Genomic DNA, 13,940 nt, shown 5'->3' with positions numbered 1-13,940 from the left:
AAGAACGCAAATCGAAAGGAGAAACAGGCACATGAAACAGTGGCTTCTTTCCGGTAAACGGATTCGACCAAGCGATAAGGATTTGGTCTTTCATACAGCCGTATCAATATTCCTGCCGGTTTTTATTCTTGTTGTTGCCCTGTTTCATGCAAAGACAATCTCAGAGATAAACTGGCAGGATTTTCATTTACCAAAAGCAGGTGAAATCAATGTTCCCTATCTTTCCATAAGCTGTATTAGCTCCGGTGTTATCTGCCTGCTGCTTGTTTTGGTGATTAAACGCTATCGCTATGACTGGATAAAACAGCTCTATCATCGTCAGAAATTAGCCAGAATGATACTGGAAAACAAATGGTATGAAGCAAAGCAGGTAAAATCAGAGGGGATTTTTAAAGATTCTTCCAGCCGGACAAGAGAAAAGATAAGCTACTTCCCGAAAGTCTATTACCGCATGAAAAACGGTCTGATTCAGATACGTGTAGAAATTACGCTGGGCAAGTATCAGGAACAGCTCCTGCATTTGGAGAAAAAGCTGGAGAGCGGCTTATATTGTGAGCTGACCGAAAAGGAGCTGAAAGATTCCTATGTGGAATATACCCTGCTTTATGACATGATTGCCAATCGTATTTCCATTGACGAGGTACAGGCAAAAAGCGGAAAGCTACGCCTTATGAAAAATATATGGTGGGAATATGACAAGCTCCCTCATATGTTAATTGCCGGTGGTACAGGCGGCGGTAAAACCTATTTTATCCTGACACTGATTGAAGCCCTGCTCCGTACAAATGCAAAGCTGTATATCCTTGACCCGAAAAATGCCGATCTTGCCGACTTAGGCTCTGTTATGAAAGAGGTGTATTTTCAAAAGGAAGATATCCTTTCCTGCATTGACAGATTCTATGAAGAAATGGTGAAGCGAAGCCTCGCCATGAAAGAAATGGAAAACTATAAAACAGGCGAAAATTATTCCTACTTGGGGCTTCCGGCTCATTTCCTGATTTTTGATGAATATGTCGCTTTTATGGAAATGCTGGGAACAAAGGAGAATACTGCCGTCTTAAATAAATTAAAGCAGATTGTCATGTTAGGTCGTCAGGCAGGATTTTTCCTAATATTAGCCTGTCAAAGACCGGACGCAAAATACCTTGGCGACGGAATCCGTGACCAGTTTCATTTCAGAGTAGCTTTAGGTCGTATGTCTGAAATGGGATACGGCATGATGTTTGGAAGTGATGTGCAAAAGGATTTCTTCTCAAAACAAATCAAAGGGCGTGGCTATGTTGATGTGGGAACAAGCGTCATATCTGAATTTTATACGCCCCTTGTTCCCAAAGGACATGATTTTTTAGAGGAGATACGGAAACTCACAGACGGCAGGCAGGACGCACAAAAGGCGTGCGAAGCGTAAGCCTTGCCGTGCGGACGGTTTGCCGGTTGGTGTGGCGGCAGCCACGCCAACCATTCAACCCCCCGTATCTAACAGGGGGGTACAAATCGACAAAAAACAATTTATTTATCATCTCTTATTCTTTACAGGACAAGGGATTATAGAAATTACGGCAGGTGTCAAGTGAGCTTTCAAAGTTGACATCTGCCTTTTTAGACAGGAGGGATTTTACTGGAGAAAGAAAATCATATCGAAAAGATAAAAGAAACACGATTGGCTTATGGTATTTCACAGAGCCGTCTGGCAACCGGAGCAGGTATTACAAGGCAGTATTTAAGTGATATTGAAACAGGGAAAGTCATACCGTCAAAGGAACTGGAACATGTACTCTTTGAAACCTTGGAACGGTTCAATCCTAACTCTCCGCTTGAGCTTATTTTTGACTATGTAAGGATTCGCTTTCCGACAACAGATGTCAGATATGTGGTAGAACAAATCCTGCGATTAAAGCTGTCCTATTTTCTTCATGAGGATTACGGCTTCTACTCCTATTCGGAGCATTACGCTTTAGGAGATATATTTGTTCTCTGTTCATCGGAGCTTAGTAAGGGTGTGCTGGTAGAACTAAAGGGACGTGGGTGCAGACAGTTTGAAGCCTATCTTCTGGCACAGGAGCGAAGCTGGTATGAATTTTTCATGGACGCCTTATCGGCTGGCGGTGTGATGAAGCGACTGGATTTAGCCATCAATGACAGAACCGGCATTTTGAATATTCCCATGCTTACCGAAAAATGCAGGAATGAGGAATGTATCTCCGTCTTTCGCAGTTTCAAAAGCTACCGAAGCGGTGAACTGGTACGCAAAGATGAAAAGGAATGTATGGGAAATACTCTCTATATTGGTTCTCTTCAAAGCGAAGTTTACTTTTGCATTTATGAAAAGGACTATGAGCAGTACAGGAAGAATCATATTCCCATCCGTGAAGCGGAAGTGAAAAACCGCTTTGAAATCCGTCTGAAAAATGAGCGTGCCTATTATGCCGTTCGTGACCTGCTTATCTTTGACAATCCGGAGCAGACCGCCTTTAAGATTATCAACCGCTATATCCGTTTTGTAGACAGGGATGATAACAGACCTCGCTGTGACTGGAAATTGAATGATGAATGGGCTTGGTTTATCGGCAATCACCGTGACCGCTTAAAACTCACGACAAAACCGGAACCCTATACCTATGAGCGAACGCTAAACTGGCTGGCTCGTCAGGTCGCTCCTACCTTAAAGGTGGCACTAAAGCTGGACGAAATCAATCAGACACAGACGGTAAATACTCTGCTTGCACATGCAAAGCTGACGGACAAGCATAAGCAGATTCTCAAACAACAGTCAGCAAATATCAAAAATGTCATTGTATGACACAAATTCATTTTTAACAGAGAGGAGAATATTTTTCAATGAACTTTGGACAAAATCTTTATAACTGGTTTTTATCGAACGCACAATCACTGGTGCTTTTAGCTATTGTTGTGATTGGCTTATATCTTGGCTTTAAGCGTGAATTTTCCAAACTTATCGGCTTTCTTATCATTGCGATTATTGCAGTAGGACTGGTATTCAACGCAGCCGGTGTCAAGGACATTTTACTGGAGCTGTTCAATAAAATTATTGGAGCTTAGAGAGGAGGAAAATGAATGGACGATATGCAGGTATATATTGCCAACCTCGGCAAATATAACGAGGGGGAACTCGTGGGAGCTTGGTTTAAGCTCCCCGTAGATTTTGAAGAAGTCAAAGAAAAAATCGGCTTGAATGATGAGTATGAGGAATACGCCATTCATGATTACGAGCTGCCCTTTGACATTGACGAATACACCTCCCTTGCAGAACTGAACCATCTTTATGAGCTGGTATGTGATCTGCCCGAAGAATTACAGTCAGAGCTTTCCGCCTTGCTTACGCACTTTCCCAGCATTGAAGAATTAAGCGAACATCAGGACGATATTATTCTGCATTCCGGCTGTGATGATATGGCAGATGTGGCACGCTACTACATTGAGGAAACGGGTATGCTTGGTGAAGTTCCGGCAAGTCTGCAAAACTATATTGATTATGAATCCTTTGGGCGTGACTTAGAGCTTTCAGGAACTTTTATCCATGCAAGCCGTGGGATTTTTGAAATTATCTACTGATGTCTGATGACACAGACAGATTGGTTTGACTTAAGGGGATAGTCCAAAAACTATCCCTTTTTATGAAAGGATAAAGAAATAAAAATGAAAAAAATACGAAGCTATACCAATATCTGGTCGGTGGAAAAGGTGCTTTACTCTATCAATGACTTTAAGCTGCCTTTCCCTATCACCTTTACGCAAATGACATGGTTTGTGGTGTCTGTATTTGCAGTCATACTTCTTGGGAATCTTCCGCCACTGTCTTTTATTGATGGGGCATTCCTGAAATATTTTGGAATCCCGGTCGTCCTGACTTGGTTTATGAGCCAGAAAACATTCGACGGAAAAAAGCCTTACGGATTTTTGAAGTCGGTAATTTCCTTTTGGTTCAGACCGAAGCTGACTTATGCAGGCAAAACCATACATTTAAGAAAAAACAATATGCAGGAAGCAATTACAGCAGTCAGGAGTGAATACGATGAAATATCCCATTAAATATATTGAAAACAATCTGGTCTGGAACAATGACGGGGAATGCTTTGCCTACTATGAACTTCTTCCCTATAACTATTCTTTTCTAAGCCCTGAGCAAAAATTACAGGTGCATGATTCTTTCAGACAGCTTATCGCACAAAACCGTAACGGGAAAATTCATGCTCTGCAAATCAGTACGGAATCCAGCATACGTTCCATTCAGGAAAATTCCAAAAAGGGAATCGTCGGGAAATTAAAAGAAGTTGCCGAAAAAAGAATTGATGAGCAGACAGAGGCTTTGATTTCCATGATTGGAGAAAATCAGGTCGATTACCGCTTTTATATCGGCTTTAAGCTCCTTTTTGGCGAACAGGATGTATCCGTCAGGGAATTTACAAAAGAAGCCAAAAATGCGGCTTTGGATTTTATCTATGATGTCAACCATAAGCTGATGGGCGATTTTGTCAGCATGAGCAATGATGAGATTTTACGCTATTCAAAGATGGAAAAGCTGCTCTCGAACAAGATTTCAAGAAGATTTAAAATCCGACCATTAAATAAAGATGATTTCGGTTATCTCATTGAACACATCTATGGACAGACCGGCACAGCCTATGAAGATTATACCTACCATCTTTCAAAGAAAAAGACGGATGGAGAAACACTGGTAAAATACTATGACCTGATTAAGCCGACCCGTTGCCTGATTGAAGAAAAGCAGCGATATTTGAAACTGGAACAGGAAGATAGAACCGTGTACGTTGCTTACTTTACGATTAACAGCGTTGTCGGAGAACTGGATTTCCCATCAAGTGAAATTTTCTACTATCAGCAACAGCAATTCACGTTTCCGATTGATACATCCATGAATGTAGAAATTGTAGCCAATAAAAAGGCTTTGGGGACAGTCAGAAATAAGAAAAAGGAACTGAAAGATTTGGATAACCACGCTTGGCAGAATGACAATGAAACCAGCACCAATGTCGCCGACGCTTTAGAAAGTGTCAGTGAGCTGGAAAGCAGTTTAGACCAGAGCAAGGAATCCATGTATAAGCTCTCCTATGTAGTGCGTGTATCCGCTAATGATATGGATGAGCTGAAACGACGTTGTGATGAGGTGAAGGATTTTTACGATGATTTAAGCGTAAAGCTGGTGCGACCGTTTGGCGACATGTTGGGCTTGCAGGGAGAATTTCTGCCAGCCAGCAAACGCTATATGAATGACTATATCCAGTATGTGACTTCGGATTTTCTTGCCGGACTTGGCTTTGGGGCAACACAAATGCTTGGGGAAAAAGACGGAATCTATGTCGGTTACAATCTGGATACGGGAAGAAATGTTTATCTGAAACCGGCTCTTGCTTCACAGGGAGTAAAAGGCTCTGTGACGAATGCCTTGGCTTCCGCTTTTGTCGGCTCTCTTGGCGGTGGAAAATCCTTTGCCAATAATCTGATTGTCTATTATGCGGTGCTTTTCGGGGCACAGGCTCTTATTGTTGACCCGAAAGCGGAACGTGGAAGTTGGAAAGAAACCCTGCCTGAAATCGCTCATGAAATAAATATTGTCAATCTGACCTCTGAAAAGAAAAACATGGGATTACTTGACCCTTATGTAATTATGAAAAATCCAAAGGATTCAGAATCTCTTGCGATTGATATATTGACCTTTTTGACAGGGATTTCTTCCCGTGATTCCGACCGTTTCCCCGTCCTTAGAAAAGCCATTCGTGCCGTAACAAACAGTGAAGTAAGGGGCTTATTAAAGGTTATTGAAGAATTGAGAATTGAGGGAACGGATACCGCCACAAGCATTGCAGAGCATATTGAAAGTTTTACCGACTATGATTTTGCTCATCTTCTCTTTAGTGACGGTGAGGTAAAACAGTCCATCAGCTTGGAAAAACAGCTAAACATCATACAGGTTGCCGATTTGGTGCTTCCGGACAAGGAAACCGATTTTGAAGAATATACTACTATGGAACTGCTGTCTGTGGCAATGCTCATTGTTATCAGCACCTTTGCATTGGATTTTATCCATACGGACAGAAGCATTTTCAAGATTGTGGACTTGGACGAAGCATGGAGCTTTTTACAGGTGGCGCAGGGCAAGACCCTATCCATGAAATTAGTGCGTGCCGGTCGTGCCATGAATGCCGGTGTCTATTTCGTGACACAAAATACGGACGACCTCTTAGATGAAAAGCTCAAAAATAATCTGGGGCTGAAATTTGCTTTCCGCTCCACGGACATCAATGAGATAAAAAAGACTTTGGCGTTCTTTGGGGTTGACCCCGAAGATGAGTACAACCAAAAGCGTCTGCGTAACTTGGAAAACGGGCAGTGTCTAATCAGTGATTTATATGGGCGTGTCGGCGTGATACAGTTTCACCCTGTGTTTGAGGAACTGCTCCATGCCTTTGATACCAGACCGCCGGTAAGAATTGAGGTGTAAGCATGAAACAGCAAAATATAGCAAAAGTAGTCAAGCGAATTGGGAAAGTCATACTGATAGCAGGTGCGATTCTTATTGCCACCTTAGTATTTCTGTCTGTGGTCGGAACCGTAGTACACGCCGCAGGACTGGTTGACGATACGGTCAATACTGCCAATGAATACAGCAAATATCCGCTGTCAAACTACCAGCTTGATTTTTATGTCGATAATTCTTGGGACTGGCTGCCGTGGAACTGGACAGATGGCATTGGAAAGCAGGTCATGTATGGACTTTATGCGATTACCAATTTCATCTGGACAATCAGTCTGTATATCTCAAACGCCACAGGTTACTTGGTAAAAGAAGCGTATTCCTTGGATTTCATTTCTTCCACGGCGAATGCCATCGGAAAAAACATGCAGACCTTAGCCGGTGTTACTTCATACGGTCTGTCATCAGAGGGCTTTTATGTCGGTTTTCTTTTGATTTTTATTCTGGTACTCGGTATCTATGTCAGCTATACAGGACTTATCAAAAGAGAAACGACAAAGGCGGTTCATGCGATTGTCAATTTCGTACTGGTATTTATCCTGTCCGCTTCCTTCATTGCCTATGCGCCGGATTACATTGCGAAAATCAATGATTTTTCGTCGGACATCAGCAATGCCAGCTTATCGCTTGGCACAAAAATCACCTTGCCGGATTCCGAAGCCAAAGGAAAAGACAGTGTGGATTTAATCCGGGACAGCCTGTTTTCCATACAGGTGAAACAGCCCTGGCTGCTGCTCCAGTACGGAACAACCGACATAGACAGTCTTGGCACCGACCGTGTGGAAAATCTTTTGTCCACAAGTCCCGATTCCAATAACGGTGAAGACAGGGAAAACATCATCAAAGAGGAAATTGAGGATAAAGATAATGCCAATATGACCATCACAAAGACAATCAGCAGGTTAGGAACGGTATTTTTCCTGTTCTTCTTTAATATTGGTATTTCCATCTTTGTCTTTCTTCTGACCGGCATTATGATTTTCTCACAGATACTCTTTATCATCTATGCCATGTTCCTGCCGGTCAGCTTCCTGCTCAGCATGCTGCCGACCTTTGAGGGCATGAGCAAAAGAGCCATTACAAAGCTCTTTAATACCATCCTGACCCGTGCAGGCATTACATTGATTATTACTGTTGCCTTTAGCATTTCCACCATGCTTTACAGTCTGTCTGCCGGTTATCCGTTCTTTATGGTTGCTTTCTTGCAGATCGTGACCTTTGCAGGCATTTATTTTAAGCTTGGTGACTTGATGAGCCTGTTTTCTCTGCAAAGCAATGATTCACAAGGTGTCGGAAGCCGTATGATGAGAAGACCCCGTATGCTTATGCACGCACAAATGCACCGCCTACAAAGAACATTAGGTCGTTCCATGACTGCTTATGGAGTAGGTTCTGCGATTGCCGGAAAAAGAAATCAGAAAAGAGATGGCTTAACACATTCTCCGAAAACACAAGCCGACCATAGCCGACCACAAAGTGAGCATTCGGCTTCACTGGGAGCAAAGCTCGGACAAGGTGTCGGAACGATAGCCGATACAAAAGACACGATAGCAGCATCTGTCAATCAATTCAGGGAACAGGTCACTGACCTGCCGACAAACGCAAGATATGCCGTCTTTCAAGGTAAAAACAAAATCAGAGAAAATATGAATGATTTTACCGGCGGTATCACTCAGGCAAGAACATACAGAGCAGACAGACGCAATCAGGAGCAGGAAGCAAGACGACAGACGATTGCGGAACGCCGTTTGAGGATGGAAATGGCAAAATCAGAGAACAGCGTAGCTTCATCTGTCCATGAAAGACCGATAATTAGGCAGGAACGAACGGCTCAGAAACAAGAACCACAAAAAACGATAAGAGAATTTCAATCAGCAAATATACAGGAATGGTCTGTCCAGAGAGCAAGCCGATTAAAAGAAAATTCAACACCGCTTAAAGCGAAAAGACAAGCTCCTGTTATTTCAAGAACACAGACTGTAAACACAAAAAGCAGACCGTTACAAACCGCCAGAATAAAAAAAGACCAAGGTAAGCCGTCATGAAATTAAAACATCTTCTCATCGGCTTTTCCTGTTTTTTCGTAGTTGTATTCTCGCTACTTTTGTTTATCACAATTTTATCTTCTGATGAACAGGATGGCGGATTTGGGAACAGTCAATTTGGCGGTGCGACCGTTTCCATGGAGGTTCTGGCACACAAGCCTATGGTAGAAAAATACGCCAAGGAATATGGTGTGAGTGAATATGTAAATGTATTGCTTGCCATCATGCAGGTGGAATCCGGCGGTACGGCAAAAGATGTCATGCAGTCTTCGGAATCGCTGGGGCTTCCTCCGAACTCATTGGATACGGAAAGCTCTATCAAACAGGGCGTAAAGTATTTCAGTGAGCTTCTGGCAGGCAGTAAGCGTCTGGAAGTAGATTTCGATTGTGTCATACAGTCCTATAACTATGGCGGTGGATTTTTAGATTATGTCGCCCGTCATGGCAAAAAATACAGCTTTGAACTGGCGCAGAGCTTTGCAAAGGAGCATTCCGGCGGTGTAAAGGTGGACTACCCCAACTCTATTGCCATCTCTATGAACGGGGGCTGGCGATACAGCTATGGAAATATGTTTTATGTAGCTCTGGTTAAACAGTATCTTGTGACATCGCAGTTTGATGATGAAACCGCACAGGCAATTATGAATGAAGCGCTTAAATATGAGGGCTGGAAATATGTATTTGGCGGTTCTTCTCCCACTACCTCTTTTGACTGTTCGGGACTGGTGCAGTGGTGCTATGGGAAAGCCGGTATCTCTTTGCCAAGAACCGCACAGGCACAGTATGACGCTACCCAACACATCTCTCTATCCGAAGCCAAGGCTGGAGATTTGATATTCTTCCATTCTACTTACAATTCCGGAACATACATTACCCATGTCGGAATCTATGTCGGCAATAACCGTATGTACCATGCAGGCGACCCGATCGGTTATACCGACTTGACAAGCTCCTACTGGCAGCAGCATTTGGCAGGAGCAGGACGAATCAAACGATAAGAAAGGAATAAAATATGAAATTCATCAATCATAACAACAATAAAAAACAGCTTCCAAAAGAGAAGAAACCCCGTATTCATAAGATAAATCCTCGAAGAAAGATAGTGATTGCCCTGTGGATACTCTTAGCAGTCAGCTTCAGCTTTGCGGTATTTAAGCATTTTACGGCAATAGATACCCATACCATTCATGAAACGAAGGTCATCGAAAAAGAATATATGGATACGCATAATATAGAAAATTTTGTAGAGAAATTTGCGAAAGTCTATTACACATGGGAGCAAAACAGCACCTCGATTGACAACCGAACCAAAGCACTGAAAAACTATCTGACAGAGGAGCTTCAAGCTCTTAATAACGACACGGTACGAAAGGATATACCGGTGTCCTCCTCGCTTCAAAACTTTCAGATATGGAGCGTCAAAAATACTGGGAATCACACCTTTGATATGACCTACAGTGTAGAACAGCTTATTACAGAGGGAGAAAGCAAGAAAAACGTGCAGTCTGCTTATTCTGTCAGTGTCTATGTGGACAGTGCCGGAAACATGGTCATCATTAAGAATCCGACCATTACAAGCATACCGTCAAAGTCTTCCTATCAGCCTAAGATAATAGAAAATGACGGCACGGTGGATTCTGTTACTGCAAATGAAATCAATGACTTTTTAACCACCTTCTTCAAGCTCTACCCGACTGCCACGCAAAAGGAACTGTCCTACTATGTGACAGATGGAATCCTAAAACCGGTTGGAAAAGAGTATGTTTTTCAGGAGCTGGTCAATCCGATTTATAATCGTAAAGAAAATCAGGTTACAGTGTCTTTATCGGTTAAATATCTTGACCCACAGACCAAAGCAACGCAGGTATCACAGTTCAGTCTGACACTTGAAAAGAATGATGGGAATTGGAAGATTGTGAAGTAATCTAATCAAAGAAAATATTACCATTTCACTCTTTACCATCCGAAATTGACCAATCAGTCAAAATATGATATACTCTAATCAAGAGTACTGACTGATTGGTCAATTTAGTGAGGTGTCTAATGGTTACTAAGAATTTTGAAAAAATTTCAGATGAAAAAAAGGAGCAAATAATAACCAAGGGAATTGAAATTTTCTCAAAGTTTTCCTTTGTAGAAGCACGGACTGATTTAATCACTCATGAAGCTGGTATTTCTAAAGGTTTATTATTTTATTATTTTGGCAATAAAAAGAATTTTTACTTATACCTGTTTAAACATACAGTCGACCTATTGACACAAGATTTAGAATACGAAGGAACTTATGATAATTTTTATGAAATAATTTTTTATATGATGGATATGAAATATAATTTAATCACAAAATATCCAAATGAAACAAAATTTTTAAATATGGTTTCAAAGGAAACACACAAAGAAGTTAGTAAAGATATTAGAAATATTTTAAGCATATATCATAAAAAATCAAAAGAAAAATCAAGTAAGATTATTTTAAGTGCTGTTAAAAAATTGAAACTAAGACAAGACATAGATACTCAAAAAATTATAGAGAGTTTAAGTTTGTATATTGATGCAATTGTAATGAAATATCTACATTTGTATCAAGACAAGCCAATGGAGTTATTTGATAATTTTCATGAATTTAAAAAAGATGTTAAAGAATATCTTGATTTAATGATTTACGGAATTGTTATCGAGTAAAACATTCAAGAATTATAGTTAGGAGGAATGTTGAATGAACTATAAAAATCCATACGAAAAATTGTCTGGAAAACTAAATAATCGAAAACTGGTAAATGCTGGTTTTTCAGAAAAAACTTATGATACAGGGAGCGTTAAGCTGAACTATGTGGTTGGTCCTAAAAATGGACCGAGTTTATTATTGATTCCTGCTCAAATGGGTATGTGGGAAAGTTATAAGAAAGTACTTTTGCCACTATCAAAAATTTTCCAAGTATATGCCATAGATGTGAGAGGTCATGGAAAGTCTTCTTGGACACCGGGGCATTATTCATGGAAAATTATTGGTGAGGACATAAAAATATTTATAGAAAATGTAATAAAACAAAAAGTTATTATTAGCGGAAATTCATCAGGTGGCATTATCGCTCTTTGGTGTGCTGCTAATATTCCTGAATATATTTCCGGAATTATTCTTGAGGACGCACCCATTTTTTCTGCTGAAATGCCACGATTTAAAGAACAAGATAAATTCGTATATAACGGGCTAAAGCACCTTGTTAATCAAATCGGAAATATACCAGATAGAGATTTAGCAAATTATTTTCAAAATATGGAAGTACCAGCTTCTGATAAGAGAATCAAAAGAATTCCAAATTGGTTTGTTAGTTGGTTATCACGAAAGATAAAGAAGTTTCAGGATAAATACCCTGATAGTCCGGTTGAAATTGGCTTCCCAGATAGCTTACGTTTGCTAATTAAATCATTGTCTATGTTTGACCCGGATTTTGCCAGAGCCTTTGTAGATGGCAGGTTTTATGATGGTATTGACCATGCAGAAGCTTTTGAAAAAACCAAATGCCCCGTACTGCTTATTCAAGCCGATTGGAAACGCTACGAAAATTACGGACTTATAGGAGCATTTGATGATGATGACGCTCATCATGCTATTTCCTTGGCTCCGCAAATAATATATAAAAAAGTTTCCGCTAATCATGTTATTCATACTTTCAAGCCAAAAGAGTATATTAAACTATTATCAGAATTTAGAGAAATTGTATCTGATAATTCTATATGTAATGGTGAGTGATGACGATGTTGCTAACAGAATGGTTGTTATGTCCTATATGTAAAAGTAAAACGAGGATAAAACTACGAAAAGATACCGAATTAAGGAATTTTCCTCTTTACTGTCCTAAGTGTAAATTAGAAACTTTAGTTAGTATAAAAGAGTTTAAAACCACAATCATTAAAGAGCCGGACGCAAAGACGCAGAGCCGATGATGTAAGATATAAAATCTTATGTTATCGGCTATTTTTATTAGGAGAATTATCATGAAAAATATATACTACAAGCCGATTTTATACGGCATTTGCTTACAAACATAAAACACAGTTATCTATACAAAAGAATCCTCCGTGGTTTTTCACTTCCACAAATAATATAAGCAACACTGCATGGACACATAAACAGAGAACGGTCTGTTTGTGTGTTTTTTATTTATCCGAAATTTTTTTGACTGGTAATGCAACAAATCCCCCTTTCACGTCGGGACTAAGAGTGAAAGGAGGTAAAGGAGCAAGGCTCACTTCCTTTCAATCCAGAGAAAGGGGGTGAGAACATGAAACCGTCATCTTTTCAGACAACGATAGAAAACCAGTTTGACTACATCTGCAAGCAGGCTATGGAAGATGAACGAAAGGACTATTTCAAACAGCTTTCCAGACTGGCAAAACATGAAGTGTCCTTTTCGGAAATCGGCGATTATCTTGTCAGTCAGTTTGCCACAACAGACAGCTATGTAACGGACTTTCAGATTTTTATGCTGAACGGCATATCCATCAGCATTGAAAATGACCTGCTAAGCGAAGCACTGCGGAACTTGCCGAGCAACAAGCGTGAGATTCTGCTTCTGTTCTATTTTATGAATATGAGCGATTCGGAGATTGCAGACATGTTGAAAGTAAACCGTTCCACTGTTTACCGGCACAGAACCGGCGGACTTGCCATGATGAAGAAGTTTATGGAGGAATTTGAAGAATGAAGAAGAATTATCCTCTTGTTCCCTTTCCTCTCATTGTCAAAGCTGCTGACGGCAATTCAGAAGCAATCAATCAGATTATCCGGCACTATCGGGGATATATGACAAAACGCTCCCTGCGTCTGATGAAAGACGAATACGGAAACCAAAGCATGGTTGTTGATGAGGTTTTGCGTGGACGAATGGAAACAAGGCTGATTACAAAGATTCTGTCATTTGAAATCAAGTGACACACGCTCTCTTTTCGTGGAAGCGTGATGACGTTTCCACGCTTCCCGATTGGAGAGGCTTGTTATTCTGCAAAAGCATATATTCCCATATGTGTTTTTGCAGGCGAATAAGCCCCTATGTTCTTTGAAAACTGAATAAAGCGGTCAGATACGTTGCGATAAGAAACGAGCTGATGGACTGGTACGCCATGACCTGTCAGAAATGACAGTGAGCGATTGATACCGGAACTCCATAAGTCATCATCAGCAAGATGATTGCCATGACTTTTTTATCGACATAATGATACTCCCGTACAGTCACAGTCCGAGCGTTGAAGCACAGAGAACCTGTGTGAGCCGTCGCAGGCAATGAGTACGGCTGCATGAGAACCATGCAGGGGTGAGATTCCCGTGAGCCTTGCCAAGGCTGTCTGACTGCTTGTAAAGCCAAAAATTTGAAAGGAGGATT

At 40.9% G+C, this 13,940-nt stretch carries 15 protein-coding genes; 14 read left to right on the top strand and 1 reads right to left on the bottom strand.

Annotated features, from left to right (window positions below; genetic code table 11):
• The first annotated feature begins 31 nt into the window (after positions 1-31).
• The 14 genes from IYQ91_RS03570 (at position 32) to IYQ91_RS03505 (ending at position 13,492) form a co-directional block, all read left to right on the top strand.
• The gene (locus IYQ91_RS03570; RefSeq protein WP_006906981.1) at positions 32-1,408 is read left to right on the top strand and encodes an FtsK/SpoIIIE domain-containing protein; all 1,377 of its coding nucleotides are present in this window, start codon (positions 32-34) and stop codon (positions 1,406-1,408) included.
• 210 nt (positions 1,409-1,618) lie between these two features.
• The gene (mobT, locus tag IYQ91_RS03565) at positions 1,619-2,800 is read left to right on the top strand and encodes a MobT family relaxase (protein WP_198017395.1); all 1,182 of its coding nucleotides are present in this window, start codon (positions 1,619-1,621) and stop codon (positions 2,798-2,800) included.
• Positions 2,801-2,838: 38 nt separating this feature from the next.
• Positions 2,839-3,060, top strand: coding sequence for a hypothetical protein (locus tag IYQ91_RS03560; RefSeq protein WP_006906978.1), 222 nt, complete (start codon positions 2,839-2,841; stop codon positions 3,058-3,060).
• A gap of 15 nt (positions 3,061-3,075) precedes the next feature.
• Positions 3,076-3,573, top strand: a complete 498-nt coding sequence (locus tag IYQ91_RS03555; protein WP_006906977.1) for an antirestriction protein ArdA — start codon at positions 3,076-3,078, stop codon at positions 3,571-3,573.
• An 84-nt stretch (positions 3,574-3,657) separates the two neighbouring features.
• Positions 3,658-4,050, top strand: a complete 393-nt coding sequence (locus IYQ91_RS03550; RefSeq protein ID WP_006906976.1) for a conjugal transfer protein — start codon at positions 3,658-3,660, stop codon at positions 4,048-4,050.
• Positions 4,034-6,481 carry an ATP-binding protein gene (locus tag IYQ91_RS03545; protein ID WP_006906975.1) on the top strand — a complete coding sequence of 816 codons (2,448 nt, stop codon included), beginning with the start codon at positions 4,034-4,036 and terminating at the stop codon, positions 6,479-6,481. The genes IYQ91_RS03550 and IYQ91_RS03545 overlap by 17 nt, the downstream gene beginning before the upstream one ends.
• Positions 6,482-6,483: 2 nt before the next feature.
• Positions 6,484-8,559 carry an FUSC family protein gene (locus IYQ91_RS03540; RefSeq protein WP_022525063.1) on the top strand — a complete coding sequence of 692 codons (2,076 nt, stop codon included), beginning with the start codon at positions 6,484-6,486 and terminating at the stop codon, positions 8,557-8,559.
• Positions 8,556-9,557 (top strand): lysozyme family protein, encoded by a 1,002-nt coding sequence (locus tag IYQ91_RS03535; protein WP_006906973.1) that lies wholly within the window; start codon positions 8,556-8,558, stop codon positions 9,555-9,557. Before IYQ91_RS03540 ends, IYQ91_RS03535 begins: the two co-directional genes overlap by 4 nt.
• Positions 9,558-9,571: 14 nt before the next feature.
• Positions 9,572-10,483 carry a conjugal transfer protein gene (locus IYQ91_RS03530; RefSeq protein WP_006906972.1) on the top strand — a complete coding sequence of 304 codons (912 nt, stop codon included), beginning with the start codon at positions 9,572-9,574 and terminating at the stop codon, positions 10,481-10,483.
• Between the two features lie 119 nt (positions 10,484-10,602).
• The gene (locus tag IYQ91_RS03525; RefSeq protein ID WP_006906971.1) at positions 10,603-11,241 is read left to right on the top strand and encodes a TetR/AcrR family transcriptional regulator; all 639 of its coding nucleotides are present in this window, start codon (positions 10,603-10,605) and stop codon (positions 11,239-11,241) included.
• Positions 11,242-11,275: 34 nt separating this feature from the next.
• Positions 11,276-12,310: an alpha/beta fold hydrolase gene (locus IYQ91_RS03520; protein ID WP_006906970.1), complete on the top strand. Its 1,035-nt coding sequence runs from the start codon at positions 11,276-11,278 to the stop codon at positions 12,308-12,310.
• A gap of 5 nt (positions 12,311-12,315) precedes the next feature.
• Complete coding sequence (locus IYQ91_RS03515; protein ID WP_080660607.1) at positions 12,316-12,504, top strand: cysteine-rich KTR domain-containing protein; 189 nt, start codon at positions 12,316-12,318, stop codon at positions 12,502-12,504.
• Positions 12,505-12,842: 338 nt separating this feature from the next.
• Positions 12,843-13,265 (top strand): RNA polymerase sigma factor, encoded by a 423-nt coding sequence (locus tag IYQ91_RS03510; protein ID WP_006906969.1) that lies wholly within the window; start codon positions 12,843-12,845, stop codon positions 13,263-13,265.
• Complete coding sequence (locus IYQ91_RS03505; RefSeq protein WP_006906968.1) at positions 13,262-13,492, top strand: helix-turn-helix domain-containing protein; 231 nt, start codon at positions 13,262-13,264, stop codon at positions 13,490-13,492. The genes IYQ91_RS03510 and IYQ91_RS03505 overlap by 4 nt, the downstream gene beginning before the upstream one ends.
• Positions 13,493-13,688: 196 nt before the next feature.
• On the opposite strand, the gene IYQ91_RS03500 is transcribed toward IYQ91_RS03505, so the two are convergent.
• Complete coding sequence (locus IYQ91_RS03500; RefSeq protein ID WP_152901647.1) at positions 13,689-13,922, bottom strand: hypothetical protein; 234 nt, start codon at positions 13,920-13,922, stop codon at positions 13,689-13,691.
• Between the last annotated feature and the right edge of the window lie 18 nt (positions 13,923-13,940).

It is taken from the genome of Streptococcus sp. HF-2466, from assembly GCF_015594645.1.
Classification (GTDB): Bacteria; Bacillota; Bacilli; order Lactobacillales; family Streptococcaceae; genus Streptococcus; species Streptococcus anginosus.
This window is presented reverse-complemented; position numbering and strand designations above follow the sequence as displayed.

Coding starts and splice junctions, on each gene's coding strand:
- IYQ91_RS03570 (WP_006906981.1), top strand. CDS start 32: ATGAAACAGTGGCTTCTTTCCGGTAAACGGATTCGACCAAGCGATAAG.
- IYQ91_RS03560 (WP_006906978.1), top strand. CDS start 2,839: ATGAACTTTGGACAAAATCTTTATAACTGGTTTTTATCGAACGCACAA.
- IYQ91_RS03555 (WP_006906977.1), top strand. CDS start 3,076: ATGGACGATATGCAGGTATATATTGCCAACCTCGGCAAATATAACGAG.
- IYQ91_RS03550 (WP_006906976.1), top strand. CDS start 3,658: ATGAAAAAAATACGAAGCTATACCAATATCTGGTCGGTGGAAAAGGTG.
- IYQ91_RS03545 (WP_006906975.1), top strand. CDS start 4,034: ATGAAATATCCCATTAAATATATTGAAAACAATCTGGTCTGGAACAAT.
- IYQ91_RS03540 (WP_022525063.1), top strand. CDS start 6,484: ATGAAACAGCAAAATATAGCAAAAGTAGTCAAGCGAATTGGGAAAGTC.
- IYQ91_RS03535 (WP_006906973.1), top strand. CDS start 8,556: ATGAAATTAAAACATCTTCTCATCGGCTTTTCCTGTTTTTTCGTAGTT.
- IYQ91_RS03530 (WP_006906972.1), top strand. CDS start 9,572: ATGAAATTCATCAATCATAACAACAATAAAAAACAGCTTCCAAAAGAG.
- IYQ91_RS03525 (WP_006906971.1), top strand. CDS start 10,603: ATGGTTACTAAGAATTTTGAAAAAATTTCAGATGAAAAAAAGGAGCAA.
- IYQ91_RS03520 (WP_006906970.1), top strand. CDS start 11,276: ATGAACTATAAAAATCCATACGAAAAATTGTCTGGAAAACTAAATAAT.
- IYQ91_RS03515 (WP_080660607.1), top strand. CDS start 12,316: ATGTTGCTAACAGAATGGTTGTTATGTCCTATATGTAAAAGTAAAACG.
- IYQ91_RS03510 (WP_006906969.1), top strand. CDS start 12,843: ATGAAACCGTCATCTTTTCAGACAACGATAGAAAACCAGTTTGACTAC.
- IYQ91_RS03505 (WP_006906968.1), top strand. CDS start 13,262: ATGAAGAAGAATTATCCTCTTGTTCCCTTTCCTCTCATTGTCAAAGCT.